General features: G+C 60.4%; 25 protein-coding genes. 9 read left to right on the top strand and 16 right to left on the bottom strand.

Annotated elements, in window-relative coordinates:
- Positions 1-640 precede the first annotated feature (640 nt).
- Both M0D68_RS06855 and M0D68_RS06850 read left to right on the top strand, forming a co-directional pair.
- Positions 641-1,078 carry a hypothetical protein gene (locus tag M0D68_RS06855; RefSeq protein ID WP_266224047.1) on the top strand — a complete coding sequence of 146 codons (438 nt, stop codon included), beginning with the start codon at positions 641-643 and terminating at the stop codon, positions 1,076-1,078.
- A 42-nt stretch (positions 1,079-1,120) separates the two neighbouring features.
- On the top strand, positions 1,121-1,444 hold the full coding sequence (locus M0D68_RS06850) for a hypothetical protein (protein ID WP_266224046.1): 324 nt from the start codon (positions 1,121-1,123) through the stop codon (positions 1,442-1,444).
- Here the strand turns inward: M0D68_RS06850 and M0D68_RS06845 are convergent.
- From M0D68_RS06845 to M0D68_RS06830, 4 genes are all read right to left on the bottom strand, one after another.
- Complete coding sequence (locus M0D68_RS06845; protein WP_266224045.1) at positions 1,438-1,797, bottom strand: hypothetical protein; 360 nt, start codon at positions 1,795-1,797, stop codon at positions 1,438-1,440. The two genes, M0D68_RS06850 and M0D68_RS06845, sit on opposite strands and share 7 nt — an antisense overlap.
- Positions 1,794-2,708, bottom strand: coding sequence for a hypothetical protein (locus tag M0D68_RS06840; protein ID WP_266224044.1), 915 nt, complete (start codon positions 2,706-2,708; stop codon positions 1,794-1,796). The genes M0D68_RS06845 and M0D68_RS06840 overlap by 4 nt, the downstream gene beginning before the upstream one ends.
- Positions 2,709-4,134: 1,426 nt before the next feature.
- Entirely contained in the window at positions 4,135-4,416 is a 282-nt protein-coding gene (locus M0D68_RS06835; RefSeq protein ID WP_266224043.1) for a hypothetical protein, read from the bottom strand.
- An 87-nt stretch (positions 4,417-4,503) separates the two neighbouring features.
- The gene (locus tag M0D68_RS06830) at positions 4,504-4,719 is read right to left on the bottom strand and encodes a hypothetical protein (protein ID WP_266224042.1); all 216 of its coding nucleotides are present in this window, start codon (positions 4,717-4,719) and stop codon (positions 4,504-4,506) included.
- A 202-nt stretch (positions 4,720-4,921) separates the two neighbouring features.
- Here M0D68_RS06830 and M0D68_RS06825 point away from each other — a divergent pair, with 202 nt between their 5' ends.
- Complete coding sequence (locus tag M0D68_RS06825) at positions 4,922-5,584, top strand: hypothetical protein (RefSeq protein ID WP_266224041.1); 663 nt, start codon at positions 4,922-4,924, stop codon at positions 5,582-5,584.
- Positions 5,585-5,767: 183 nt separating this feature from the next.
- A complete protein-coding gene (locus tag M0D68_RS06820; protein ID WP_266224040.1) occupies positions 5,768-6,751 on the top strand; it encodes an HNH endonuclease in 984 nt (327 codons plus the stop codon).
- Positions 6,752-7,238: 487 nt separating this feature from the next.
- Here the strand turns inward: M0D68_RS06820 and M0D68_RS06815 are convergent, their stop codons facing one another.
- The 7 genes from M0D68_RS06815 to M0D68_RS06785 form a co-directional block, all read right to left on the bottom strand.
- The gene (locus M0D68_RS06815) at positions 7,239-7,736 is read right to left on the bottom strand and encodes a hypothetical protein (protein ID WP_266224039.1); all 498 of its coding nucleotides are present in this window, start codon (positions 7,734-7,736) and stop codon (positions 7,239-7,241) included.
- 233 nt (positions 7,737-7,969) lie between these two features.
- Positions 7,970-9,172, bottom strand: a complete 1,203-nt coding sequence (locus M0D68_RS06810; RefSeq protein WP_266224038.1) for a hypothetical protein — start codon at positions 9,170-9,172, stop codon at positions 7,970-7,972.
- A 144-nt stretch (positions 9,173-9,316) separates the two neighbouring features.
- The gene (gene dnaB, locus M0D68_RS06805) at positions 9,317-10,675 is read right to left on the bottom strand and encodes a replicative DNA helicase (protein WP_266224037.1); all 1,359 of its coding nucleotides are present in this window, start codon (positions 10,673-10,675) and stop codon (positions 9,317-9,319) included.
- 1 nt (position 10,676) lies between these two features.
- Positions 10,677-11,432 carry an ATP-binding protein gene (locus M0D68_RS06800; RefSeq protein ID WP_266224036.1) on the bottom strand — a complete coding sequence of 252 codons (756 nt, stop codon included), beginning with the start codon at positions 11,430-11,432 and terminating at the stop codon, positions 10,677-10,679.
- A 57-nt stretch (positions 11,433-11,489) separates the two neighbouring features.
- On the bottom strand, positions 11,490-11,762 hold the full coding sequence (locus M0D68_RS06795) for a hypothetical protein (protein WP_266224035.1): 273 nt from the start codon (positions 11,760-11,762) through the stop codon (positions 11,490-11,492).
- 249 nt (positions 11,763-12,011) lie between these two features.
- Complete coding sequence (locus M0D68_RS06790) at positions 12,012-12,860, bottom strand: YdaU family protein (protein ID WP_266224034.1); 849 nt, start codon at positions 12,858-12,860, stop codon at positions 12,012-12,014.
- Positions 12,860-13,153 (bottom strand): AP2 domain-containing protein, encoded by a 294-nt coding sequence (locus M0D68_RS06785; protein ID WP_266224033.1) that lies wholly within the window; start codon positions 13,151-13,153, stop codon positions 12,860-12,862. The genes M0D68_RS06790 and M0D68_RS06785 overlap by 1 nt, the downstream gene beginning before the upstream one ends.
- A 543-nt stretch (positions 13,154-13,696) precedes the next feature.
- Between M0D68_RS06785 and M0D68_RS06780 the strand changes: the two genes are divergently transcribed.
- The gene (locus tag M0D68_RS06780) at positions 13,697-14,188 is read left to right on the top strand and encodes an AlpA family transcriptional regulator (protein WP_266224032.1); all 492 of its coding nucleotides are present in this window, start codon (positions 13,697-13,699) and stop codon (positions 14,186-14,188) included.
- On the opposite strand, the gene M0D68_RS06775 is transcribed toward M0D68_RS06780, so the two are convergent.
- Positions 14,160-15,473, bottom strand: coding sequence for an integrase family protein (locus M0D68_RS06775; RefSeq protein WP_266224031.1), 1,314 nt, complete (start codon positions 15,471-15,473; stop codon positions 14,160-14,162). The genes M0D68_RS06780 and M0D68_RS06775 overlap by 29 nt on opposite strands.
- A gap of 245 nt (positions 15,474-15,718) precedes the next feature.
- Between M0D68_RS06775 and mutS the strand changes: the two genes are divergently transcribed.
- Together mutS and M0D68_RS06765 are read left to right on the top strand one after the other, a co-directional pair.
- Complete coding sequence (gene mutS / locus M0D68_RS06770; protein ID WP_266224183.1) at positions 15,719-18,352, top strand: DNA mismatch repair protein MutS; 2,634 nt, start codon at positions 15,719-15,721, stop codon at positions 18,350-18,352.
- Entirely contained in the window at positions 18,339-19,694 is a 1,356-nt protein-coding gene (locus M0D68_RS06765) for a hypothetical protein (protein WP_266224030.1), read from the top strand. The genes mutS and M0D68_RS06765 overlap by 14 nt, the downstream gene beginning before the upstream one ends.
- Here the strand turns inward: M0D68_RS06765 and M0D68_RS06760 are convergent.
- The gene (locus tag M0D68_RS06760) at positions 19,674-20,216 is read right to left on the bottom strand and encodes a peptidylprolyl isomerase (RefSeq protein ID WP_093633511.1); all 543 of its coding nucleotides are present in this window, start codon (positions 20,214-20,216) and stop codon (positions 19,674-19,676) included. The two genes, M0D68_RS06765 and M0D68_RS06760, sit on opposite strands and share 21 nt — an antisense overlap.
- Before the next feature lie 32 nt (positions 20,217-20,248).
- Here M0D68_RS06760 and M0D68_RS06755 point away from each other — a divergent pair, with 32 nt between their 5' ends.
- Positions 20,249-21,499 carry a cupin domain-containing protein gene (locus tag M0D68_RS06755; protein ID WP_200650610.1) on the top strand — a complete coding sequence of 417 codons (1,251 nt, stop codon included), beginning with the start codon at positions 20,249-20,251 and terminating at the stop codon, positions 21,497-21,499.
- Positions 21,500-21,730: 231 nt separating this feature from the next.
- Positions 21,731-21,991 carry a hypothetical protein gene (locus M0D68_RS06750; protein ID WP_093633513.1) on the top strand — a complete coding sequence of 87 codons (261 nt, stop codon included), beginning with the start codon at positions 21,731-21,733 and terminating at the stop codon, positions 21,989-21,991.
- Positions 21,992-22,141: 150 nt separating this feature from the next.
- On the opposite strand, the gene M0D68_RS06745 is transcribed toward M0D68_RS06750, so the two are convergent.
- The 3 genes from M0D68_RS06745 to M0D68_RS06735 all read right to left on the bottom strand — a co-directional run bounded on the left by M0D68_RS06745 (position 22,142) and on the right by M0D68_RS06735 (position 25,696).
- Entirely contained in the window at positions 22,142-24,382 is a 2,241-nt protein-coding gene (locus tag M0D68_RS06745; protein WP_200617863.1) for an ATP-dependent DNA helicase, read from the bottom strand.
- Between the two features lie 63 nt (positions 24,383-24,445).
- Positions 24,446-24,664, bottom strand: a complete 219-nt coding sequence (locus tag M0D68_RS06740) for a DUF465 domain-containing protein (RefSeq protein ID WP_093633515.1) — start codon at positions 24,662-24,664, stop codon at positions 24,446-24,448.
- A gap of 129 nt (positions 24,665-24,793) precedes the next feature.
- Positions 24,794-25,696, bottom strand: coding sequence for a hypothetical protein (locus M0D68_RS06735; protein WP_093633516.1), 903 nt, complete (start codon positions 25,694-25,696; stop codon positions 24,794-24,796).
- Between the last annotated feature and the right edge of the window lie 130 nt (positions 25,697-25,826).

Below are 25,826 nucleotides of genomic sequence, written 5' to 3'. Positions count from 1 at the left end.
TAGCTACCCCTCGCCGATGACGGCCAATGCCCGCTTTAAGACAGATCTCTTGATATCGCCATGCACTCGAATACACAGCATCACCCGGCAGACCATCTTACGGACGCCGATTTCCGAAGCGCTCGCCCAAACGGCGGCGACATAAGGTAATTTCCTGGACCTGAGACAGAAGTGGTCACATGGTAAACCCGAGCAGACAGCGATTTGGGCGCGGACACTTGCTGACGGCGACCCTCGTCGATACGCACGATGCAGACGTGTTCATCCGGCGACCAGACGGAAGTGGAGACCATCCTACGAGAATCAGCCTGTCGCCATTTTTATCAGAGGGCATGACGGAAGGGGCAGCCCTTGAATGCGCCTTGGAAATCATCGCAATCGGCGTGCGCTGCTCGGCTTAGGGTGGTGCGAAGCTAGATCGTCGGCAGTCAAGGGGGGGCACATCATGGTCGGAAATTCATAAAAAAACGCTGTATAAACATACAGCATTTGCCTGCGCCCGTTCAGCCACTCGAAATCAATTACAACGTGACGACGGCATCTTTCTCCGAAAAGGTTGTGGTAGTGTCTTCTGCGAAATCAGCCAAACCTAACGCGGCACGGCGTATAGGCACTACTTCCACTCATTTGGAGTGCGGCAATGGACCTGAAAGAGTTTATTCGCACGAGCCTAACGCAGATCGCTGAAGGTGTTCGGGAGGCACAGGAGGCCGTTCACTCGCAGGGTGGGTTTGTAAATCCGTCCCTCTATACATCGAGCCGTGACGAATCACACTTCGCAACGATGGAGGATGGTCAAAGCGTTTTCCTCGTTGACTTCGACGTGGCGGTGACCGTAAACGAGGAAAAGGGAACAAATGCAGAGGCGAAGTTAAAGGTTGCCTCAATACTTGCGCTAGGTGGTGACCGGAAGGCATCCGCAAACGAAGAACACTCTAGCCGCCTCCGGTTCAAGATCCCCCTCGCGCTCCCTGTCGATCCTGATGCAAAACAGCGACTGCAAGCCCAGCGGAGCAGGCAACAGGCTCAGGCTACAGCCTTGAACGACTATGACCCGTATGAGCGGGAACGCATATAGATAGAACGGGTGAGGGTCTCAGCACAACCGGAGGGGGCAACAATGAGTGTCTACGGTATTTCGTGGATCAAGCTTGATAGCACGGGAACAGAAGTGGAAGAAGCCAAAGTCCATGAGTACAGCTTGCACGATCCCATAGACACGACCCCGGGATTGGATGTGGGAAAGGCTATGACCCATCACGAGATTGCCAATCTGATTGTGGGAGGCGATGAGGTGTATGTCATCGTGTGGGATGACGATGCAGGCGTGTATCAACACACAGACAAGGTACGCGTAAAACCGGGGCAGCGCGAATATCTGGAGAGCTTCGGGGCGGATGGTACAGCGACCACTGCATTGATGTCGCTCCCCACGTATCAGTGATAGTCGTTGGTCATCACGTGCGGCGCGCGGGGCGCACACGTCGATTTCGCGCGGGGCGCTGCCAAGCCGACACCCTCATCGAGCATCGATGCAAGCGCACGGTCCAGCCTTTCGACGGTCTCGGCATACACCGGATCGACGGCGATCTTCGCATCAGCCGCGGCGTGAGCCAGGCGCTCGATTACGTATGGCGACGGGTAGACAGTCACCGCCGGCGCGGTACATGCGACATGGAAACGGCGCGCGGCTCTCATATCGGGATAGATGCGCGGCGGCTCAATACCGCGCTCGGCTAGCATCGCATGCAGGCGCGCAGTCAGAGCGGCTCCCCTCACTTTTGGCATCGGCTTCATTGGATCTCCTTCGCTTCCACGTCCACAGTTTCCCCGGTAAGCGCAGCAGCACCGCGCATGCGGCCAATCGCGGCCCAAGCCTGAACTGGCGTCAGGCCAGCGGACAGAAGCTCATCCTTGGCGGCGCTCAGGACGCGGCGAGCCTCATTACGGTACTTCACTGCCTCGGGCGAGTTGTCCGCCTCATCGAAGCTCGCGCCCTCATGCTGGACGACCTTAATGAGGCAGGCATTTGGGCGCGTCGGCATGCCCGCGTACTCCTCCAAGGTCAGTGCCACGCGCTCAAGCTCTCGGCCACGCTCCTCGGCGTGCAGAGCCTTCAGCGAGTCGATATTGCGATTGACGGCCAACGCCAGCGACGGCCCATTCTTGCCGTCCGACGCTCGGATTGCGGCGTACAACTTGGACTTTACGGCCTGAAGCTCTTTGCGTTGCAGAGCGTTAATCTGCTTTTGACGACGAACGATTGCCGCATCCGCGAACTCGCGCCGCTCGAACGCGTCCACCATACCGACCGGATACTGGACATCCTCAAACTCGGGCGTCGTGCGGTTCGCAATGTACTCAGCGGCCACGGCATCAACGCGACCCTCTGCGTCTGAGGCAGGCGCGCGATACACATCGCCAACTTGCCCCGAATTTTGCGAGCCGGTCGCGTCTAGGCTGGCGCTCGTTTGGCGAGTTGACGGGGCATCCTGTAAATTATGAATCCCCGGCGCAGCGCCCGAATTCTTCCCGTACGGGGTCGCCCCAACGTCCTTCTGCCACTTCTCAGCAGCCGCACGCTGGCCTACGAGCGCCTTTGAAATCATGTACTTAACTGCAACCGATCCATAGCTCTCAGTCGGTGAGCTTTCCCACTCGCGGCGAGCCGCTTGCCACTGCTGGGGCGTCAGTTTCTGCTTTGCCATAACTCCTCCTATTGCAATCAGTCTGGCGTCACGCCCTGAAACGAGACGGCTTTTTAGACGGCTTCCTAGACGGCGTCTAGGTCGTCCATGTTGTCGAAATGTGGCAACGGGGAGCAGGTCAAATATGGATACGGCTGGCGAGAACTGGCGCAGAGCGGCTAGGTCGTAGTGGCGAATCCTCGGGATGGTCGGCGTCTGGGACGGCTTGGCGGGCTCGGATTTGGTTGTCCACTTCGGATATGTACGCCCGCGGGCTTGCCGGGGTGAGACAAAAGGCCCCTGCACCGTGGCCGTTTGCGCGGTGCTTGCGGCGTAGGAAGGAATCATCACGTGCCCTTTTGCGCGAGGGGCGTGATGGCGGCGAGCCAATCATCATAGGACCGGGTTCGGCCAACTAGAGTCGCTCGACAGTGCTTTCACGCCGACACGCGAAGGTCCGCTCCGCGACTGACAATGGCCCTGCCCGCGATGAGCACGATGAGCAGGGTCATCGCGCTCTTGGCCGGTCGTCAACCGGCCGCACTCATGTCACACCATACCTCGGTGAATGTCACAGGCAACGGATCGCAAAGTTCCACCAACCAATGCGGCTGATCGGTCATCCCTACTTCTATCGGGTATTCTGGTGCGAAACCGTGGACTCTAATCGTGAATTCGCTCGAGTCCGAAGTAAAAAACAATTCCATCATCCGATATATGCGGTCGAACATGACCGACGGAACGGAGATGTAGAAATCGATTATGTCGCGCGAAAGTGGCCCACCGGACGAACTCAAAACGACCTTTCCTTCCGTTTTTTTTGATCCTCGGACACGGTGATCCTCCAGCAGCCTATCGCGTGCTCGAGGCGTTCTAGTAACTCGGCATATCCTACCGACTCAAAGCCTTTAACTCGCCCCACCCCGCTCAATTGCGGCACCCCCTCGGCGGAAACGCCGATGGTCTTTCGATCGCCTTTACCACTGGTGATTGTCAAAAAGGACATAATCCCTTGTTCCAGAGCGCGATTACGTGAAACGATAGCACTGGGAGATCGCGCTGGCATGCAGTTGCTGTGCTTCTCCACGTCCCTTCGGCTAATTTTAAGGCTTTCGGCCTCCAGTACTGCCCGACCGTCTGATGGAGCGCGTGACCGCTGTCACCTCTAAGGGGGCCATTGCGGCCGTGCTAGCGCGAGTGACCATCTTCAACGAGCCGGAGATTACGACGAACACGAGCTCGCCCACGCTCTATCTGGTCTACGTGAGTGAAAGCTTCTTCGAGCAGTTCCCAGAATGGCGGATGTACGTAGGGCAGCGGGATCCTCTCGCATAGAAAAAAGCCGCACGAGGCGGCCTGAAAGGGATTTGAGACAGTCACTCGGCCAAGCGCAAGGGCGACAGCGGGATAGTGGCAGTATGGTGTTGCAAGCGGAATCAGGACGCATTTAGTGTCCGTGCCCGCCCCCATGCCCACCGCCATGACCGCCGCCATGACCGCCTTCCCAGTGTCCGTGCCCATAGCCGTGATCCCATCCGCCATGGTGGTAGTCCCCACGACGGTAACCGCCGCCTCCACCGCCCCAGACATTGATACTTCCGTAGCCGTACGCTGGCGCATAGTCGGGGCCATAAGCGTATGCGGGATCGGCATAGCCATAGCCGGCAGGATATGCGACGCAGCCCGACAGCGCGGCCGCTAAACCAAGAATTGCCATAAGTCTAAGCATGTTGCACCCCCTTAAAAGATGAGATTGGGGGTGCTTGACGAAGTTCGGCGGGAATTGTGTCCGCAGATTACTGGCGCGCTGGGATCGCTACGTTGAGCGCAACAGATGTGCCGCGCACATGTCGCGGATGTTGCGGACCACCGGCGATCGATAGTCCAGCCGCCAACCGTCCGTGAACAGCTTTGCCAGCGACGCCGCATCAGCGAAGCGTGGCAGCTCCGCAAAATCCAACGCAATTCCCTCCGACAGGGTGCCTAGGCGGATGCGCTCCGACCACTCGGCTTGCGCGCCGTTGCCGGTCATTGCGAGCATTGCCTGAGGGCGCGCTGGTTAGCTTGGAGTAATCGGCCGTGGGCGCGACTGGATCGAGCTGCAGCTCGCGCACTGCGAGCGCGGCGAGTTGCGCTTGGCTCGGGTGTTAAACCCTTCCGAGCCAAGTGCCGATATCACATCTGGGGGCACTGTTCTTGTTCTGGCGGCCGTCGGCTGCAAATGGGTGAGCAAAATGGAAAAGAAACGGATCGTCGCGATGCTGCTGGCAGTGGTCGCTCTTGTTGGAGTGGATCAATCCTTCGCAGACGACGTCTGTACGGCCCGTGCGCATGCAGATAAACGACTAGATCCGATCCGTGCGAAGCTGCCTGAGGTCATCACGTCGCCCACCATACAGCAGCTTGCCGATCACTCGAAGCCGACGAAGATTGAGAAGCAAGCGCTCGTTGCGTATGACGAGGACCGTTCGTTCTGCGAGCAGCAGTTTGGCGCCCTGTTCAACGGGGAGGCAGCAAGCGCGTTCGCCCTTTTTGTCTCGAATTCGAGAAAGCTCCGTGCATCGCTCTATTCAGGTCAAATCGACTACGCCACGTTTGTTTCGACGGATTCAGATAACTTGCAGGCTTTCCTGAACTACAACACTGCCCTGCAAGCTCGCGCACAGGCCCAAGCCGCAGCAGCCAAACAGGACAAGGAACGGGAGGAGACGCGGGAACGCGTCGCAAACGAAGCGCTGGAGCAACAACAGGAAGAGTTTGAGGCGGACCAGAAACGCCAGAAGATGCAGGCGATCAGTGACGCCCTCCAGCGATTCAGCGATTCCCTGAGACGTCCGCAACCCGTCGTTACCAATTGTCAGAGCTCGTACGGCAACACGCGCTGCACCACGTACTGAGGCTACTTCGAAGGGCCTTCGCAAGGCCATGCTTGAAAAAGAAAGGCCACCAAGCAGCGAGCTGAATCCACTAAAGCAATGACCGTTGTGACAAGCTGTCAGATCGGGTAATCAACGTATTCCGGAGAATGGAAGCCAGATTGCTCCGGACCACAGTACCACCCACAGAAGTCCGATCACGTTATGCCAAAAACAAAACCTAGCCCAGATCCACTCTTTTGGGTCAATACCGATATCCACTCGTACCGAAAGGATCATCCGTACGACAAGAAAGGAAGTGCATTCTTCAAGTTCTGGATGCCTGCGAAGGCCGCCTACTTTACGCCCGAGAAGGACGACACGCACGATCGCGTATTGGGGATGATCGAGGCAGGCGATCCGATCTTTGCTTATGAGGACGGGGTGGGAATCCTTGCGCTCGGCGTCGTGTTGGAAAAGCCGAGTCTTGAGCGCTGCACAGGCGACTCTGGGCCATATCCGCAGTCGACAGAGATTGTTAAGCGTATTAGCGTTGGCTGGGATACAACCGTCAACTGTTCAACCTCCGAAGTCTTCGGCAAGACGGGGTTCGTACGATTCACGCTCCAGGAACGTGGCGCAAAACGCGGATCCGATGATGATTTTCTGTATGAGTTGCGCGAGCGCAGCCCCAAGTGGGCGCTTCAGGCTGAACTCTTGCGTGAAGAAGCAGCGGCTGCCAAAGTCCAGGCCATAGGGCGAAGCCAGTTCTCCCCCAAGGACCGTGAAGCGATTCAGAAAGCGCGAATCGGCCAGGGGCGCTATCGCACGAACCTGCTACGCTTCGAGCAACGTTGTCGCGTCACAGGTATCGAGGACACTGCGCATCTGATTGCTAGTCACATCAAGCCCTGGACGCTGTGTGAGGGCGATGAGCACTGGGACGGCAATAACGGCCTGTTTCTGGCGCCGCACGTTGACCATCTGTTCGACAAGGGCAGAATCTCTTTCAAGGATGACGGGACCCTATTGATTTCCCGCTTCCAGGACCGCTCGGTCCTGCGCGCATGGGCTCTGCCGGAGGTCCTGAACGTTGGCGGCTTCAACTCGGAACAATGCCGATATCTCAAGATCCACCGGGATTCCATTTTCGAAAGAACACGATCCTGGAGCGCGTTACGGGACGCGGTGCGCCAGGCAACGGTCTGAGACTGCGGGCCTCGGCCATCGCCCTGCGTCGGCGCGACTACACCGGCGAAAGGCAGCCCGCGGCAATGCCCTGACGATACGCAGGCTGCTTAGGAAATCGAATGGTTGTTTTGCTTCAAGATTCGACGTCTGGTCTGTAACGCGCTGGACGGCTGCTTCGGGTCGAACTGCGACCTTCGAACCGGCAACGCGCGAGGACGGTAGGTGCAACGCTCATCGCTTGAGGCGCTGCGGATGCTTGCGGAAGCCAGCGCGCGGGCCGCCGCGCATTGACGAGTAAGACAGCGCGGCGCGCGATGCGCCGCCTGCCTCACGATCTAACCACGCCGCGCCAAAGAAAAAAGGGGTTCCCCGAATTTGGGGACCCCCTCTTCATTTGCGCGCTCGCCTTCAGTGAAGCGTCAGCGACGCATCGACCACCACAGAGCCGCAAAAAAACGGCGACCAATTGGCTGCCGTTGCAGCGAGAGTGGCGCTGCGCCCGTGCTCAGCCTTCAATCGTGATTTTGATCTGTTCCGGAGCCACGCCGAACGTCAGCGCTAGCCCGGCCTTCGCCTGTGCCATCGTGAGCGGCTGATCGACGTATTCGGCCACCTGCCCCGGCCACGGCTCCCACTTCAGATTTTTAAGGCTGATCCCGAGATCGCGGAACCGCGCGTAGCGCACCGGATTAGATCCGCCGGTTCCGCCTGCCTGCCATGCACCTTCGGATGGCGTGCTGAGCCGAGCGAAGCGGCGCATCTGGATCACGAAGCGAGGACCATTCTGTTCCTGCGAGACACCGCTCACCTCGCCGACCATGAAGGCAGCGCCGTGCGGCTCGTCTCCTTCCCGCCCCGTGCGCCGCTCATTGCGGGTCGCGACGACATATCTGCAGCTTGTCAGCGATTGCGCGTTCGCCTTCCAGTGCCCGCATCCGCCCTCCTCAATCATCGTTTCGACGCTTTTGTACGTCAGAACCAAAACTGTATCGTTTGCACTCATCCCCGTCCCCGCTTGGTTGCGTCTCACTTCGACAGGCATATTCTACGATATTTTTCTCACGTTACAACACATTTTAAATTTTGCACTGCCATGTCGTATGGTATTTATTAACAGCTACAGGCGTATAACTAAGAAAACCCCCACCAGGGGCATCCAGTGCCGTGGACGCAAAAAAGCCCGGACTCGCCGGCATGTTGATATACGGCCCCAACGGCGAACCGGGCCCGTGGTTCTTATTGCAAGGTCGGATGCGCGGGCATACCCTCGATGCCGTAGACCTTGCCAGACGCGGCTAGGATGCGATTACCGTCACGGGCCAGCATCGCGTGGCAAAGTTCCAACTGATCGCGCCATTCGGTCGTGTTGCTTGTGACGCCGATCAGCATGAACGGGCCGCCCGCCTCGTCGTCCTCGCAGGTCTCGACGTGGCCGCCGCCCACCAGTTCGAGCAGCGACGCCTCCTCGGGCAAATCCTTGCCTTGGACCTTAAGAGGATCGGCGCGCAGGATAGCCAGCTTCTGTGCCAGGCTGAAGCCCTTGCCGCCTCCGATCAGCAGCGGCTGCAGGTGTTCGGCCCAAAGCGAAAAGATGGCTTCCAGCACGGAGGCGCGGCGCTTAAACACCGGCGTGACTTGTTTCATCATCGGACGCTTCAGCGCGCGTTCTGCCTTCGCCACAGCAGACAACTCTGCGAGCAGATCTTCTACCAGCGTGCGGTACGCTGAGACCTTCGTATCGAGCGCCTCGAACTGCTCCGGCGTGGCCTCGACCTTCGGCTGCTCATACGGGCTGCGATTGGCATGCAGCAGGCAGTACTGCATCGGCTCAATGTCGCGGTTCGATTTGCCACGCGCCGGTTCGTCAGCGAAGCCAGCGCGGACAATCTCCTCTATCGCAATCGGATGCTCGCGATCATTCGCCCATTCCTTCGCGAAGCTCCCGACGTTCAGCAGATCAAGCACGAAGTCGCGCCGCAGCGTGACAGTCATGAACATCGCCGAATTCTCGACGGACTTGCCTATCTCGGCAGCTTTCTCGCGCAGTTCGCGACCCGTCTCCTGAATGTCCCGCAGATAGCGACGGCATTGAAGCAGATTTGCGCTGTTCAGGAACGCCCACTGGCTGCGTTCGAGTTCGGCGATCTTGCGACGCACGGTGCGGACCTGACCGGCATTCTTTTTGCGCTGCTCGGCATTACTGCGGGCCGTAAGGCGCGTGCGAACGAACAGGCTCACGATCATGCGGCGGAACTCGCTGCCAAGGTCCGTACCAGGCTTGAGAGCCTCTTGGGCCTGCTCGTTTGACATACCCTGAATTGCTGCCTCGAATGCGTCAGAAGTCATTACGGGGCGAATGCGTGATTGCGTTTGGTGCATAGTGCTTGATCCTGGCTGTAGTTTTCGGGTTCGCCTGGGGAAGTCCGCCCATCCACACAACCAGCCCAGCGAGCCGTGCGCCTGGGCTTAGTCGGCGTGGCCGCCTTCGCTATGGTCGAACTCTTCGACGTCGCGTGGTGCGTTATTCATGCTGCCTCTCCTCGTTGGTTGATACCGGCCCACGTGGACCGCTATGGATGAAATTTAGTCGCGGTAGCCGTTCGAGCTTGCGAAGTTCTCGAACTTACTGAACTTCCCGTGCCACGTCAGGCGAACCGTATCAATCGGGCCGTTACGCTGCTTCAGGCAAATGATTTCCGCCGCACCCTTGTCCGGGGAATCTTGCACATAAACCTCGTCGCGATAGATAGCAAGGATCACATCCGCATCCTGTTCGATGGCCCCGGACTCGCGCAAGTCCGACATGATCGGGCGCTTGTTCGGGCGCTGCTCAAGACCGCGATTCAACTGCGACAGCGCAATCACCGGAACATCGAGTTCCTTCGCCAGGCTCTTAAGCGAGCGCGAGATTTCAGAGATTTCCGTCGCGCGATTTTCGCCGCCAGTGCCGCTCATCAATTGCAGGTAGTCGATAATGATGGCACCCAATTTTCCGTGTTGGCGCTGCAGACGACGCGCACGCGAACGCAGTTCCATCGAGTTCAAGCCGCCCGTTTCGTCAATGAAGATTTGCGCCTCACTCAGCTTTTGCGTCGCGTGCGTAACCTTCACCCAGTCCTCGTCAATGAGGCGGCCCGTACGCAGGCGCTGCTGGTCAAGACGGCCAATCGATCCGAGCATGCGGCTCATCAATTGTTCGCCGGGCATTTCCATGGAGAACACTGCGATCGGCAATCCGTGGTCTACGGCGATATGCTCGCCGATGTTCATGGAGAACGCGGTTTTTCCCATCGAAGGACGACCGGCGACGATAATCAACTCGCCGCCATGAAGGCCGGTAAGCATGCTGTCAAGATCAACGAAGCCCGTCGGCGTGCCAGTCACGTCGCTCTGATTGGGGTTGTGATAAAGATCATCCACGCGCTGAAGAACATTCGCGAGATACACGCCGCCCTCAACGAAACCCTGCGTGCCGCGCGCACCAGCCTCGCCGAGCGCGAAGAACTTCGCCTCTGCCTCGTCGCGAATCTGCGAGACCTCTTTGCCGCCCGTTTTGAAAATCTGCTCTGCGATTTCGTCGCACGCCGTCACCATGCGACGCAGCACGGCACGGTCGCGCACGATCTCAGCATAGCGGACGATGTTGGCCGCGCTCGGCGTGTTCTGAGCAAGCGAATTCAGGTACGCAAGGCCGCCGACCTCATCAGCCTTTCCGGATGCGGTCAGGGACTCGTAGACCGTGATGACGTCAGCGGGCTTGTTGGCTGCAATCAGCTTGGTAGCGTGCCCGTAAATGATGCGATGGTCATAGCGGTACAGATCACTCTCAACGAGCGTGCCCGCGATTTTGTCGAACGCCGAATTGTCCAGCAACAAGCCGCCAAGCAGCGATTGCTCGGCTTCGATAGAGTGCGGCGGAACCTTGTTCGAATCGTTGTTCATATCAGTATTTTCCACGGCACGACTCCCAATCAAAAATCACGCGCTTACCCACCTCGCGCAAGCGGTCTGCAGTACGATCACCAAGCACAGCATCCAAATCCTTTTTGCCGTAGTTCGTCGCGAGAACGGTCGGCATATGGTTGCTGTAGCGCGTGTTCAGAATGTCCGTCATGATCGTCTGTTCGAACTCCGTTCCGCGCTGCACACCAATCTCGTCGATCACCAGGAGTTTGCACGTCGTCAGACTGCGGAACACGTCTGACTCACTTTCATCCGAATCGCGACGCCACGTGGCGCTAACCCTGCGGACAATCGCCGGAATCTCCACGTACTGCGCCGAGTGCGTATCGATCACCGCGTTGATGGCGGAAACGCACAGGTGCGACTTGCCAGTCCCGACGCGACCGTGGATCGCCAGCCAGAACGGCTCTTTGCTGCGCGGGTCAAGAAGCGACTCGAATGTCTCAACGAAATTGCGGACCGCCGTCAATGCAGTGCGCTTTCCGTCCGTATCCGTCACGTAGTTATCGAACGCGCAACCATCAAAGCGTGACGGGATGCGCGCGTAACTGCGGCGCTGCTGCGCCATGCGAGCACGCACTGCATCCCCCTCTGCCTCCTCGCGCTCGCGACGCTCCTGTGTGCGCTCCTCGTCGCACGTCGGGCACCCCGTCCAATGCGTGCGGCTCGCAAGCGCAATTCCCGTCGATTCATACTCGCCGTGCTTAATGCACGTGGCGATCTTCTTTTCATTCACGTTAGTAGTCCTTTATTTTTCCGGTTGACCGCTCCGCGCGGTCGGATTGCATGTCTACTAGCGCACCAGCTTCACGGGTTGCACGGCGGCGGCGCGGATGGCCTGCTCGCGCTCAGCGATACCCTGCAGCACGGCCTGGTCTACCAACTCCGAGACCGGCATGTTGTAATGCACTGCAACGATCTTCGCGCGGCGCAGAGTAGCTGGGCTAATACGCACGGCACTGCTTTTCACTGCTGATTCCATTCCCCGTTCTTCCTGTTCGTTAACGTGTTCGCATTGTCTCAGACGCAACTGACCAAGACCCATATCCAACAGCGTCGAAAACACTCCAAACTCAATAACAACGGGGCTTTGCGCTGAATATCGTCGGTCATCATCGGCGGTTTGTCGATCTCACTTGTCCTTCGCTGGTCTACATTCGACCCGTTGCGCGAACAACCAACCGGCCCCGATAAAGTGCTGCTCCAGGAACCGCTGGAACCCGCCACCCTCACCACCCATCGAAAAATTCTGCCGGCCCGTGCCGGGCTCGTCAGGGCCAGCGCAATCAGCATCCTCGACCTACCGGAACCCCGTCTATTCCATCGAGTAGTCCTGCGCGGCCAGGTTGTTGTAGCGACTCGGCTTGGCAGTTGCCGGAACACGGGCACCCTTCAGGTGCTGGCACGTCGCCGTCAGCCATGCGCGCGGATCGGCAGTCGGCGGACGACTGGCACCAGCGCGGACAGCTTCGCGCACGACCGGCTCGCCATAGTCGCGGACGTACTTGCCGATCACGCTGCGGCATTGCGGCTTCGGTACGCCAGCCTCTTCCAGAAGCGATACACCTGCCGACCAGAGTTCGGCGGTCGGGGTCTGCTGCTGTTCGCCGGGTTGCGAATCATCCTTCTTGCCAAACAGTTCGCCGGACGCGCCAGCGTCTGCTACGTCAGTAGCAGAATGGGTTTTAGTGATAGTGCTAGTGATTAGGTTGGATTCTGTTGAGGGTGTGTTGGGCGGATGTTGAGCAGCAGTTGCACAGTCGTTCGACGGATGTTCGTCACCAGTTGAACGGTTGTTGCCAGCCGCAGCGGCAGTCGCGACCGCAGCCGCACGCTTTGCCGCACGCGCCGCAGCCGACGCCTTACCTGCCGCCGATTTGTCCGCCTTGTAGCCGTCATATTCCGCCAGTACACGCTCGCAGCGCGAATTCTCGTGACCGGCATCGGTCTTCATGAACTTGGACTCAAGCACGTAAGCGACGGCGTCGCGAGCCTCTTGCGAGCGCGCACCGATCTGCCTGCACAGCTTGTCCACTTCGAGCGGCAGTGCCTGCTCTTTGGCGTAGTACTCATCAAGCATGCGGCGGTAATACAATTCCTCAAGCTCGGACATGCCGACAGAGCCAGAGCGGAAATCATTGATGTGGAACTGGTAGTAGAGCATCAGGCGGCCTCGGCGGTCGCATGGGTTGATGCGACCCTGGCGCGCGGGATCGGCGCGGCAGTGCCGTGCTGCTCGATGAATGCGGCACGGGCGGCGGCGGCTTCGGCCGGCGTGTCGTACAAGCCGGAAACGTGCTTACGCTTGCGGGGGTTCGCCAGCGTCACGGTCGCAGTCCATTTTTTTGATGCAGCGTGCCACGTGACACCGATGTGGCCGGATGTATTCGGACGCGATCCGCGAAACTTGTTCGCGGTCACCGCCAGGGAAGCGGTCGATTGGTTTGATGCGGTCACAGCGGGCTCACCTATAAAGAAGATGGAACCCGGGCAGGAAATGTGTTGCGTCGGACGCAGAAACGCCCTAAGATTTGGCCTGACTCCTCAAGTCAGACCTTCCCTGCACCGGGATTGGTCTAAGCAGTAAGAAATGAGCGCCTTGCCGGGCGCTTTTTTCGTTTCTACGCGCAGAAAATCACGCGCATCAACGTCCCTTCTTTTGTGCCATGAGAAGAATTATGGCAGCACTCTGCTTAATCTTGCAATGTAAGATTTGGCTGGAAGCCCCGCCCAGCAAGGCTTTTTCTGCTTATGACGCAGAATTGATGGATGCGCTCGCAACCAGATTTCCTTGTTGAACAAGGCGTTTTGACCTGTCTTCTTTTCGGTCAGAATCCGCGATCTGCCTTGCAAATATTTTTACCCGAAGTGTCCGAAAACGTCAGGGCAAGCCATTAGGCACAGTTGCGTCTGCTCTAGCCGCAGAATATAGTTGCGTCCACAACGGCAGAACCTGCGAGCGCAGGGGTCTGCCGTTTTTCGTTAACGGACCATGAAGACATGAGCGAGAACCCATTTTTTTCCGCCTTTTTTGAAGGCTTCAGGCCAGCTCGCCAGCGCGAGCGTGCGGCGCTTACCATCTATCGCGCTCTTGAAGCCCGTCAGGCGGACCATATGCCAGTCGGCGGCGTCTCAGCGGATTCGCGCACACCGCCCCCGCGCACGCCGCGCACACAACGCCGTACGTCGGCACGCAAACCGAGCAAGTCGAGGGATGCCGACGGCGATAGCGATGGTCCTGCGCGGCGGCACGCGCCGATCTTCTATGGCCTGCGGGATGTCGCCGATGTCCTGACATTGTCGCCGAGCGGCATCCAGGCAATGGTGCGTGCCGGGGAATTTCCGAAGCCAAGGGCGCTCGGCGCTCGCCGAGTTGGCTGGCTGGTATCTGAAGTCGTGCAGTGGGCGGAATCGCGCGAGGTCGCAGACATGCTTCCGCCCATGAACGCTGGCAATCGCAGGGCTAGGCAGGCTTCGCAACCAAGCCTTTAACGTGAGCTTCGGCGAGCCTCTCCAACTCATCGGACAGCTTGCTGAGCCACTCGCGCCTTTCCGGATCGAACTGATACAGGTTATAAATCCCTCCTACGCCGGGCAGCATATGCCCAATGATCGCCTCCCCCACTTCGTGCGGACAGCCTAATTGCGCGAGCAAGGTACGAGCCGACCGCCTAAGATCGTGCGGTCCCCAATGTGTCACGGTCAGTCTGGTGCGCTCCCAGTTGTCCCGTATCTTGCAGTACGGTTGCCTGAAGAAAACCGACTCGCTCACCACCTTCTGCTGAGTGTGACCCGGGCCCTTATCCGACGGGAACAGAAACCCGTTGCCATGCGCGGCCACCCTCCTCCTGACGATCTTCTCGGCGCGGCCAACGAGCGGCACGCGCAAGTCCATAGCGTTCGCGTGGCGCGCGTTCTTCGTCTTGGCCTTCGGTATGGTCCACACAAGCCCGGCAGCCTCATCAGCGACTTCTGCGCCGGTCATTGCCATGATCTCCGCGCCGCGCGTGCCGGTCCACAAATACAAGCTCAGCGCATCCTCAACCAGACGGCTGAAGTTTGGCAGCCACGCGACAAGCTCGCCGAGTTCCGGGGCCGACAACACCCGCTTCGCGGTCCCCACCTTTTCCCCGGCGATCTTCTTCCCGCCAGACTTCAGCTTCCCCCTCAAAATCTGACGCCACCAGTTGGCCGTGTCGTCTGGCAGGCGGCCAGCGTCTAGCGCGTAATCCCATGCCGCACCCAGCTCTCGCTTCAGATTTTGGGCCTGCACCGGGATCGCGGCGTACCCTTCAATAAGACTGAAGGCGTCCCGGCGCGCGAGCATGGCGGCGTCCTTTTCCGCAACAGGGCCCAGCATTGTGTCGAACATCCGTTTTACCTCGTTCGCCCCCTTCGGCTTTCTGGCCGTCGCGACGTGGCCGCGCCAGTAGGCCATGGCAACGTCGCGCACCGTTGGCGACGCGTGCGGTAACATCGGGTCCACCGACGGCGCTGTGCTGGTCGTGGCGCGCTCCGCTCGCTTTTCCTTGGCTGGGTCTCTACCAGCATCGCGGGCAGCACGCAGACCTTCCCATGCGGCGACGGCGGCGGCGACGGACATTTCCGGCCACGCGCCGATCTTGACCTGACGAACCTTGTCGTCAACTTGGCTGCGATACCTGTATGTCCAGGTGCGTCGGCTGGCGGCGATAACGAGACGCAGACCTGGGCAGTCGTCCACGTTAAGATGCTCGCCCGGCTGCATGAGCTTTACCGTCCTGGGGTCGATTTTCATGGTCATGTCCTCAGTTTGTCGATGTAGGTTCTCCCGATACCTGAGTCTAGCTGCTAGTGCAGGTTTTTGGCTAGAGGGCGGCGACAAGTGGAAAAAACCTGCACTTTCCGCAGAATGTAGCTGGATGCTGTTGGATGTAGTTGGATAGATGAAGTGCGCGGGAATCCCCGTCAGACATAGGAGTTAAGGGATTGACAACGACGGAAGCGGCCACCAGCAAGAGCGGCGCGAAAGCGGAAACACCAATGATGCAGCAGTATCTTCGCATCAAGGCGGATCATCCGGGCACGCTGGTGTTCTACCGGATGGGCGACTTCTACGAGCTCTTTTTCGAAGACGCGGAAAAGGCCGCGCGTCTGCTCGATTTAACACTTACGCAGCGCGGCACCTCGGCGGGCAATCCGATCAAGATGGCGGGCGTGCCGCATCACGCCGTCGAACAATATCTGGCCAAGCTGGTGAAGCTCGGCGAATCCGTCGCGATTTGCGAACAGATCGGCGACCCGGCTACGTCGAAAGGGCCCGTCGAGCGCAAAGTGATGCGCGTGGTCACGCCCGGCACGCTGACGGACGCAGCGCTCCTGTCCGACAAGAACGACGTCTACCTGATGGCGCTGTGCGTCGCGCATAATCGGCGCGGCGTCGCCACGAGCGTCGGGCTCGCGTGGCTGAATCTGGCGAGCGGCGCACTACGCCTTGCCGAAGTGGCGCCCGACCAGGTGGCCGCCGCGCTCGAGCGGATTCGTCCTGCGGAAATTCTGGTGGCCGATGCGCCCGCCGACTCCGCGAGCTGGACGCCGCCTGTCAACGCCGGCGCTCTTACCCGCGTGCCGGTCTGGCACTTCGATATCGCCTCGGGCACGCAGCGTCTGTGCGACCAGCTGGAAGTGGCCGGCCTCGACGGCTTCGGCGCGCACTCGCTGACAGCCGCATGCGGCGCGGCCGGCGCGCTGCTGCTGTATGCGGCGGCCACGCAAGGCCAGCAATTGCGTCACGTGCGCAGCCTGAAGGTCGAGTACGAGTCGGAATATATCGGGCTCGACCCCGCCACGCGCCGCAATCTAGAACTCACCGAAACACTGCGCGGCACCGAATCGCCCACGCTGTGTTCATTGCTCGACACCTGCTGCACGACGATGGGGAGCCGTCTGCTGCGTCACTGGCTGCATCACCCGCCGCGTGAAGCCGCCGTGGCGCAAGCACGTCAGCAGGCCATCGGCGCATTGCTCGACGCACCGCTCGGTGCAGGCGTCGATACGCTGCGCGGCGCGTTGCGGCAAGTCTCCGACATCGAGCGGATTACCGGGCGTCTAGCACTGCTGTCGGCGCGGCCGCGCGATCTGTCGAGCCTGCGCGATACGTTCATCGCCTTGCCCGAGTTGCGCACGCAACTCGCGGCCGTTTCGTCCAATGCGGATTCGCTGGCGCGTATCGATGCGTCGCTGGAACCGCCGCAAGCCTGCGTCGAACTGCTCAAGCACGCGGTCGCGCAGGAGCCCGCCGCAATGGTGCGCGACGGCGGCGTGATCGCGCGTGGTTACGATGCGGAACTCGACGAGTTGCGAGATATTTCGGAGAACTGCGGGCAGTTCCTGATCGACCTCGAAACGCGCGAACGGGCGCGCACCGGCATCGGTAATCTGCGCGTCGAGTACAACAAGGTGCACGGCTTCTATATCGAAGTCACGCGCGGCCAGACTGACAAGGTGCCGGACGACTACCGCCGCCGTCAGACGCTGAAAAACGCCGAGCGTTACATCACGCCTGAGCTGAAGACGTTCGAAGACAAGGCATTGTCCGCGCAGGAACGCGCGCTGGCCCGCGAACGCTCGCTTTACGACGCGTTGCTGCAAGGGCTGCTGCCTTTTATCCCGGACTGTCAGCGCGTCGCGGCGGCACTCGCCGAACTCGATCTGCTGGCTGCTTTCGCCGAACGCGCTCGCGCGCTCGATTGGGTCGCGCCGACGTTTTCGCCGGATACCGGCATCGAAATCGAGCAGGGCCGGCATCCGGTTGTCGAGGCGCAGGTCGAGCAATTTATCGCTAACGACTGCACGCTCACACCCGAGCGCAAGCTGCTGCTGATCACCGGCCCGAACATGGGCGGTAAATCGACCTTCATGCGGCAGACCGCGCTGATCGCGTTGCTGGCCTACGTCGGCAGCTATGTGCCCGCACGGCGCGCGGCATTCGGTCCGATCGATCGCATCTTCACGCGGATCGGCGCGGCGGACGATCTGGCCGGCGGCCGCTCGACCTTTATGGTGGAGATGACCGAAGCCGCAGCGATCCTGAACGACGCAACGCCGCAAAGTCTCGTGCTGATGGACGAAATCGGGCGCGGCACGTCGACGTTCGACGGCCTCGCGCTGGCGTGGGCCATCGCGCGGCACCTGCTCTCGCACAATGGCTGTCATACGCTGTTCGCCACCCACTACTTCGAATTGACGCAGTTGCCCGCTGAGTTTCCACACGCGGCCAATGTGCACCTTTCGGCAGTCGAGCATGGGCACGGCATCGTGTTCCTGCATGCGGTCAGCGAAGGGCCGGCGAATCAGAGCTATGGTTTGCAGGTCGCGCAACTGGCCGGTGTGCCGAACGCAGTGATTCGTGCCGCCCGCAAGCATCTTGCGCATCTCGAACAACAATCGGCGGCGCAACCCGCACCGCAACTCGATCTGTTCGCCGCACCCATGCCCATGCTGGTCGAAGACGCCGACGACGGACCCGTTGAAAAGCAAGCGGCGGTGTCGCCGGCCATGCAGGCGCTCGTCGAACGTCTACGTGCAATCGATCCGAACGATCTGCGGCCACGCGAAGCGCTCGATCTGCTGTACGAACTGCACGACCTGGCCGCCGCGCCGGATGCAGATCATTGACGCACACAGGCCCTCGCAGCGCCCGCGCAAACTTTGCGCGGCGCTGACCAATGCTCTCACGCTTACGGGCGGCTTTGCGTCTCTAGCGTCGTTTGTGGTGCTCGTGGTGAGTACCCCGCTCGCGCACGCCGAAGCGCCGCGCTTTGCGTTCGCGGTCATCGCCAGCACGATGCAAAGCGCCGCCGACGAAGCGCCCACCCAACGTCTGATCGATGCAATCGGCCGCGACCGCGACGTATCGTTCGTCGTCTATGACGGCAATCTGAAGGGCGCAAAAGAAGCTTGCCGCGATGCGTTATACGAACGGCGCCACGCGCTGCTCGAAACATCGCGGCCCGCCCTCTTCTTCATTCCGGGCCAGCACGACTGGGCCGACTGCGGCACGGCTGAGGCCGGCGGCTTCGACCCGGTCGAGCGGCTCGATCAACTGCGCCAGACCCTCTTCACCGACTCCACGTCGATGGGTCAGAACCCGATCGCATTGACACGCGAGAGCGAAGTGTCGCGCTTCCGTCCATTCCGGGAAAACGTGCGCTGGCAAGTCGGCGATACCGTGTTTGTCGGCCTGAACGCACCGAGCCCGAACAATCACTATCTGACCGCGGGCGGCCGCAATGGCGAGTTTGAAGATCGCGTTATCGCCAATGCATTCTGGCTCGAACATGCCGGCGAATATGCGAAACGCCGCGACGCGCGTGCGATTGTCGTATTCATTCAGGGCGACCCCGATCCGGAGCGCTACGAACGGCCCGACCGTTTCGCGTGGCTGCGCTTTGCGCGAAACACGCGACGCGACGGCTTTCTGGAATTCAAACGCAGCCTCGTCAAACTCGCGCAGATTTTTCGCGGACCGGTGCTGGTGATTCATTGCGACGACGAACGCGCGAGCGCCGGCTTCGTGATCGATCAGCCGCTACGCAATGACAAGGGGATGCTGGTGACGAACCTCACGCGTGTCGCGCTTGCGCCGCATGATCGTCTTAACCAGTGGATTCAGATTGAAGCGGATCTCGGCAAGAAACCGCCGTTCCGCGTGAGTGTGCGCGACGTGCCGAAGCAAATGCCAATGCCGATAGCAGCACCGGCGCCGCAGCGCGAAGAGCCGGCCGCTTCGATGCCGGCCGTGCCCGCCTTGGGCCCCGCTTCCGAGTTGCCGCCGTTGTTGCAAACGCCCGGGCAGCAGCAACCGGACTCGCAGCAACACAGATCGACGGACGACGGCAACGGCGAGTATGGGCCTGCCATGTCCGGCCCGCCCGCCTCGACCGTTTTGCCGCACGCACCGAGTACGCCCTCAGGCGCGCCCAGTACGCCCGCAAGCTCAGTGCAGCGTGGGCCCTGACTTGTCGTCTTCGGCTTCGTCGTCATCGTCATCGAGGACTTCGAGGCCGTCGGCGCCATGCGCGTGTTCGTGCTGGATTTCGTCTTCCGTAGCCGGACGCACGTCCTTGACGGTCAGCGCGAAACGCAGCGCCATGCCGGCAAGCGGATGGTTGCCGTCGAGCACGACTTTGTCTTCCGCCACGTCGGTCACCACGTAGACGAGCGAATCGAGATCCTCATCGCCTTCTTCCGGCGTGCCTTCGAATTGCATGCCGACTTCGAGCGGTTCCGGGAAGCGATCGCGCGGCTCGATCTTCACGAGATCGGGATCGTACTCGCCGAACGCGTCTTGCGGCTCGAGCTGGATCTGGGTCTCGAAGCCGGCCTCGTGGCCGTCGAGCTCTTCCTCGATCTTGGGGAACGTGCCATCATAGCCGCCGTGCAGATAGACCATCGGCTCGTCGCTTTCTTCAATCAGATTGCCCTGCGCATCCGATAGCTTGTAAGCGACCGACACGACGGTGTTCTTTGCGATTTTCATTCGATTCTCCAGAATACAACTCACATTATACGATGCCCAAGCGGCCCACTGACCACCCGGCCGATGCAGCTTCGGCACGGAATTCTTCGGCGGCTTCAAAGCCGGCTCGCCCTATTCTCCCGCCCTCGCCCGACACGCCCACGCCCTTGCTCGGCAATCTGACACCGTCGCAATTCATGCGCCGGTACTGGCAGAAGAAGCCGCTGCTGATCCGCCAGGCGATCCCGAACGTAGAGGCGCCGCTGTCGCGCGAGGAGTTTTTCGAGCTGGCCGATCAGGACGAAGTCGAAGCACGTCTGATCACGCACTTTCGCAACAAATGGCAGCTGGAGCACGGCCCGTTCGCGCCGGATGAACTGCCCTCGCTCAAGCAGCGCGCCTGGACCTTGCTCGTACAAGGCGTGGATCTTTACGACGATCGCGCGCGCGCCTTGCTCGACCGTTTCCGCTTCGTGCCGGACGCGCGTCTGGACGACCTGATGATTTCGTATGCAAGCGATGGCGGCGGCGTCGGCCCCCACTTCGATTCCTACGATGTGTTTCTTTTGCAAGTAAAAGGCAAACGCAGGTGGCGAATAAGTGCTCAGAAAGATCTGACACTCCAACCGGGTTTGCCGTTGAAAGTTTTACAGCATTTCGAAGCGGAAGAGGAATGGCTGCTCGAGCCGGGCGACATGCTGTACCTGCCGCCGCATATCGCCCATGACGGTGTCGCCGAAGGCGAATGCATGACCTGCTCGATCGGTTTTCGCGCCCCGTCCGCGGGCGAGTTGACCGCGCAGTTCCTCTATCATCTGGCCGAACGCGGCGACTCGGCCGCGCGGCCCGATGCGCTTTATCGCGACCCGCAGCAGGCCGCAGTAGACCGTCCGGCAGCGCTGCCCGCCGCCTTGATCGAACGGGTTGGTTCGATCCTTGCTGGCGTCAAGTGGAGTGAGCAGGACATTGCGTCGTTCCTTGGCACGTACCTCAGCGAACCGAAGCCGAGCGTCGTGTTTGATCCGCCGCAACGACCGCTCAATGAAGCACGTTTCATCAGTCAGGCATCCAAGTCTGGCATTCGACTGGACCGCAAGACTAATTTGTTGTACAACCGCCGTTTTTTCTTCCTAAATGGAGAGGAAACGCCGTTTAATGGGGCCAAAAAGTGGTTGATTGACCTCGCTGACCACCGGTGTCTGAGTGCGAAACGCTTTGTAACACTCTCAGACGATTCGTCGGTGACAGCACTGCTTCACGAGTGGTATTGTGCGGGCTGGATACAAGTGGGCGAGCTTGCGTAACTCTGCCCGCCTGTTATACCGTACTGTGAAATTTTGTATGAGAAAGACAACGTATTGACCCCGGATTTATGGATTGTCAGTACGAAAGTGCATATAATTTCCGCCCAAGCCGTAGGGAAGATTCTAGCTCGTCAAAAGAGCGTCTCCACCAACGGCCCAGGTCGATGTTGGAGCACATTACCGGTATTATTTTGCGCTGTTGCTTACCTTTAACCATAAAAGGACGTGATCATGAAGAAATCCCTCCTCGTAGCATCCCTGTTGGCAGCTGTGGCACTGGCTGCATGCAACAAGAGCAACGATCAAGCCGCTGCCCCGGCTAGCGACGCAGCTGCTGCTTCGGCACCGGCTGCTGCAGCTTCGGATTCGGCTGCTGCTGCATCGGGTGCGGCTGCTGCTGCGAGCGACGCTGCTGCTTCGGCTACGACCGCTGCTTCGGACGCAGGCGCTGCTGCTTCGGCTGCTGCTCCGGCTTCGGGCGCAAGCCAGTAAGCTGTCGCATAGGGTTCGCCTCTGGGCGAAAACTGCTCCGGGAAATCATCTCGATTTCCTGGGCAGTAAAGCAAAACGCCACGGATTCAAATCCGTGGCGTTTTGTCATTTAAGCGCCGTTTTTTACAACGGCATTCGCTTAATCACCTGCTATTCAGCCGGCGTTGCGTTCTCTTCGAAGAATTCACGCACGACTTCGATCTCTCGTGTGCGTTTAAATGGCGGCAGGCTCTGCCATATACGGCGCCCATACGGTTTGTCGACGAGACGGGTATCACAGATCATCAGCACGCCACGATCGGTCTCAGCGCGAATCAGACGGCCTGCGCCCTGCTTGAGGGTAATCACAGCCTGCGGCAACTGGTGGACCGCGAACGGGCTCAATCCCTTCTTCGTTAGCGCATCGAGACGCGCCGAGAGCACCGGGTCATCAGGCGGCGCAAACGGCAGCTTGTCGATCACGACCAGCGAGAGCGCATCGCCCCGCACGTCCACGCCTTCCCAGAAGCTCTGGCTGCCCACCAGAATCGCATTGCCATACGCACGGAAGCGATCGAGCAACTCGGTGCGGCTCGCGTCACCCTGCACGAGCAACGGATAGTCCCAGCCGCGTGCTTCAATGGTGTCGCGCAGTTTGGCCGAGATGCGGTCCACCGCGCGCAACGTCGTGCACAACATGAATACGCCGCCGCCCGATGCTTCGATCGCGGGCAATGCGGCGTCGAACACGGCGTCGGTGAACATTGGCGACGAAGGCTGCGGCAAATTGCGCGGCACGTACAGAAGCCCTTGCGTCGGATAGTCGAAGGGGCTCGGCAGCGTCATCGAGCGCTTTGCGTTCAGGCCCATCTGCGCCGCGTAGTGCGTGAAGTCGCCACGCACCGACAATGTCGCCGAGGTGAAGATCCAAGCGCGCGGCACACCCGCGCGCTGCTTAGCGAAGATCGGCGCAACCGACAGCGGTGTTTCGTGCAATTGCACCGTATGCGCGAACACTTCGATCCAGCGCACCTTTTCGTTCGGATCGGTGCGTTCGGCCTTGGCGTCCTCCGCGGCGGCGTCAGCGGCTGCGCGTTCGGTCTCGGTGGGCGGTGTGGTCCAGCCCGCGAGCACGCCTTGCAGTTCGCGTGCGCGGCGCAGACACGCCCCGATCGATTCGGCTCGCTCGGCCTGACCCGCCAACGCGGACGTCAATGCGTCGAGCTCGGTCTCAAGTGTTTCGAGTGCGGGGAATAGCGGATGATCGTCGGGCAACTGACCGATCGACAAGCGCACCGTATCCTCCTTGAAAGCGAGCCGCACGTCACGCGCCGCGCGTTCGAGTGTCGAGCCGAGCTTGACCCAGTCGACCGATTCACGCGCATGACCCAGGCCCTCCGCCACGGAATCGCGCGCGAGCTCGAGAAATTGCGTGGTGGAAAGCGTCTCGCCGAAAAACAGCGTCGCGGTTTCCGGCAGTTGATGCGCTTCGTCGAAGATGATGGTGTTGGCCGTGGGCAGCAATTCAGCCATGCCGGTATCGCGCAACATGATGTCGGCGAAAAACAGATGGTGATTGACCACCACGATGTCGGCCTGCTGCGCCTCGCGGCGCGCCTGCATCACGAAGCATTCCTTGTAATGCGGGCACTCCTGGCCAAGACAGTTCTCACGCGTGGACGTAACCATCGACCACACTGCCGCCGTTTCCGGCACGCTCGCGAGTTCAGCCTTGTCGCCGGTGCGCGTGATCTTGGCGAAGCGAATGATGTCCTGCAAATACGAGGTTTCCTGGCGCGAAGGCAGGCGACCGTTATCCGCTGTGCGCTGCAGGTAGTAATGGCACAGGTAGTTCGCGCGGCCCTTGAGCATCGCCACCGACACCGGCACAGCGAGCGCATCGCGCACGGTCGGAATATCGCGCTGAAAGAGCTGATCCTGCAGATGCTTGGTGCCGGTGGAGACGATCACCTTGCCGCCCCACAACATGGCCGGCACGAGATACGCATAGGTCTTGCCGGTGCCGGTGCCCGCTTCCACGATCAGCGTGTTTTCGCTGCCGTCGAGAGCGCTCGATTCGTCGTTTTCAGGAGCCCCAGTTGCCGCCTCCGCGCCTGGCGATTGCAGACGCCGCGCCGGACGCTTTTGCGCCTCGAACATCGCGGGCTCAGGCATCGCGCGGCCCGACGCTTCCATGGCCGCCGCGACGGCGCGCGACATCTCGATCTGCGACGCGCGCGAACGATAGCCGTCGATCTGACGGGCGAGCAGGCCGTTGTCGGCGAAGATATCGTCCAGTTCGGCAACGCGGCGTGGATTCAGCGACGCGGGAGGACGCAGCGCGGGCGTGCCGGCCGCCGGAGCGTCCTCGCCCGCCGTGGCGTGTGGTGAAGTTTCAAGCGGTGAATTCAAGGCAAGCGTTTCCTGCAAAGTCCGGCGCGCGGGGCGCGACCCGGCACCTGCCAGGGCGCGAACTCAGGCGCGTGCGTCCGGTTCGAGCTGCAATTGCAGCAAGATGATGGTGTCCTTGACTTTGAGTTTGCGCTTTTTCAGGCGCTGCAACTCGAAGTCGTCGATGCCGGGCTCTTCCGACATTCGGTCGATCAAGCGATCGAGCCCACTATGCTCCGATTCCAGTTGCAGAATACGGTCGCGCAATGTGTCCGCGGTGATGACGTGATGTTGATCGCGCATGCTCGCCTCCTCTCGTATGCGGCACAGGGCTGCATATGCAGCCCAATGCCTGAGGTTGCTGTCCGGCTTAAAACGCGTTACGACGACTGCTGCCTGGCTACTACCCTACCAGAACCCGCTACAGCACACCTACTGTTGTTCCTTTTGCTGCTTTTGCTGTTCTTCAAGCTGCTGTTGCTCTTTCAACTGGTCCTGACGTTTCTGCTCGGCTTTCTCGGCCGCCTGCTTCTGACGAGCCTCGACATCGGCCTTGTGCTGCGCCGCGTCGGCCTGCTTCTTCTCGAAGGTCTGCTGCTTCTCCACCCGCTCCTGCGCCTTTTGCGCGCCCTGCTGACGCGCCTGGTCGAGCTTGCGTTGGAAGTCGCCCTGCTTCTGGTCGTATGCCTGGCTGTTGGCTGCGGCTTGCGACGGGCTGATGCCGCGCTGCGCCTGATCCAGCGCGTGCTGTTGTTGCTTCTGCTGATAGGCTTGCGCGTTGGCGCTGCGTTGCGGCGCCTCGGCCGCGCGCTGCGCCTGGTCGAGCTGGTGTTGGCGCTGCTTGTCTTCGTAGGCCTGGGCGTTGCGCGCGTCGTCAGCGGCACGCTGCGGCGCGCTGGCTTCGTCTTGTGCGCGTTTGAGCGCTGCCTGCTCGTCACGCTGGCGAGCGTGCTGGACACGCTGTTCACCGTCGAGCGCGAGCTGTTCCTTGCGAATATCGGCCTGCACCGAACGCATGCTGTCGCGCGCTTTGTTCAGACAGTGGTTGACAAAGAACTTACTGTAGCAATCGTGTTCGGCGACCGCGTAACGGTAGTTGTTTTCCTCGGTACGCTGATCGAGGACTTTCTGCCGCGCGTCGAATGCGCTGTTGGGCGATGCCGCGTTATCGGCATTGTCCGCGCCCGTGGCGCTCATGGTGCTCGTTGTGCCCGAAGCCGCTGCCGGCGCGAGGCTGCTGGCGGCCACGAGCGGCGCTGCGGATTGCGCTACGGCCGGCGCGGACATGGCCAGCGAAGCTGCCATGACGCACGACGCGCACGAAACGAAAAACATCCCATTGGACGGAAGCGCTGACCTGAACAGGGACCGCAACACCGACGTGAGCGATGTAAGCGGCGAGCGCGACACACGCGGCGTCAGAAAAAGCGGTAATTGTGACAAGCGAGAGACCAAGCGGGAGTCC

The organism is Paraburkholderia sp. SEWSISQ10-3 4 (assembly GCF_030464785.1).
In the GTDB taxonomy this organism is placed as follows: domain Bacteria; phylum Pseudomonadota; class Gammaproteobacteria; order Burkholderiales; family Burkholderiaceae; genus Paraburkholderia; species Paraburkholderia aspalathi.
The sequence above is the reverse complement of the archived record's forward strand: the minus strand, read 5'-3'. Positions and strand labels throughout refer to the sequence as shown.

Coding starts and splice junctions, on each gene's coding strand:
- M0D68_RS06855 (WP_266224047.1), top strand. CDS start 641: ATGGACCTGAAAGAGTTTATTCGCACGAGCCTAACGCAGATCGCTGAA.
- M0D68_RS06850 (WP_266224046.1), top strand. CDS start 1,121: ATGAGTGTCTACGGTATTTCGTGGATCAAGCTTGATAGCACGGGAACA.
- M0D68_RS06845 (WP_266224045.1), bottom strand. CDS start 1,797: ATGAAGCCGATGCCAAAAGTGAGGGGAGCCGCTCTGACTGCGCGCCTG.
- M0D68_RS06840 (WP_266224044.1), bottom strand. CDS start 2,708: ATGGCAAAGCAGAAACTGACGCCCCAGCAGTGGCAAGCGGCTCGCCGC.
- M0D68_RS06835 (WP_266224043.1), bottom strand. CDS start 4,416: ATGCTTAGACTTATGGCAATTCTTGGTTTAGCGGCCGCGCTGTCGGGC.
- M0D68_RS06830 (WP_266224042.1), bottom strand. CDS start 4,719: ATGACCGGCAACGGCGCGCAAGCCGAGTGGTCGGAGCGCATCCGCCTA.
- M0D68_RS06825 (WP_266224041.1), top strand. CDS start 4,922: ATGGAAAAGAAACGGATCGTCGCGATGCTGCTGGCAGTGGTCGCTCTT.
- M0D68_RS06820 (WP_266224040.1), top strand. CDS start 5,768: ATGCCAAAAACAAAACCTAGCCCAGATCCACTCTTTTGGGTCAATACC.
- M0D68_RS06815 (WP_266224039.1), bottom strand. CDS start 7,736: ATGAGTGCAAACGATACAGTTTTGGTTCTGACGTACAAAAGCGTCGAA.
- dnaB (WP_266224037.1), bottom strand. CDS start 10,675: ATGAACAACGATTCGAACAAGGTTCCGCCGCACTCTATCGAAGCCGAG.
- M0D68_RS06790 (WP_266224034.1), bottom strand. CDS start 12,860: ATGCTCTACTACCAGTTCCACATCAATGATTTCCGCTCTGGCTCTGTC.
- M0D68_RS06780 (WP_266224032.1), top strand. CDS start 13,697: ATGAGCGAGAACCCATTTTTTTCCGCCTTTTTTGAAGGCTTCAGGCCA.
- M0D68_RS06775 (WP_266224031.1), bottom strand. CDS start 15,473: ATGAAAATCGACCCCAGGACGGTAAAGCTCATGCAGCCGGGCGAGCAT.
- mutS (WP_266224183.1), top strand. CDS start 15,719: ATGATGCAGCAGTATCTTCGCATCAAGGCGGATCATCCGGGCACGCTG.
- M0D68_RS06765 (WP_266224030.1), top strand. CDS start 18,339: ATGCAGATCATTGACGCACACAGGCCCTCGCAGCGCCCGCGCAAACTT.
- M0D68_RS06760 (WP_093633511.1), bottom strand. CDS start 20,216: ATGAAAATCGCAAAGAACACCGTCGTGTCGGTCGCTTACAAGCTATCG.
- M0D68_RS06755 (WP_200650610.1), top strand. CDS start 20,249: ATGCCCAAGCGGCCCACTGACCACCCGGCCGATGCAGCTTCGGCACGG.
- M0D68_RS06750 (WP_093633513.1), top strand. CDS start 21,731: ATGAAGAAATCCCTCCTCGTAGCATCCCTGTTGGCAGCTGTGGCACTG.
- M0D68_RS06740 (WP_093633515.1), bottom strand. CDS start 24,664: ATGCGCGATCAACATCACGTCATCACCGCGGACACATTGCGCGACCGT.
- M0D68_RS06735 (WP_093633516.1), bottom strand. CDS start 25,696: ATGTTTTTCGTTTCGTGCGCGTCGTGCGTCATGGCAGCTTCGCTGGCC.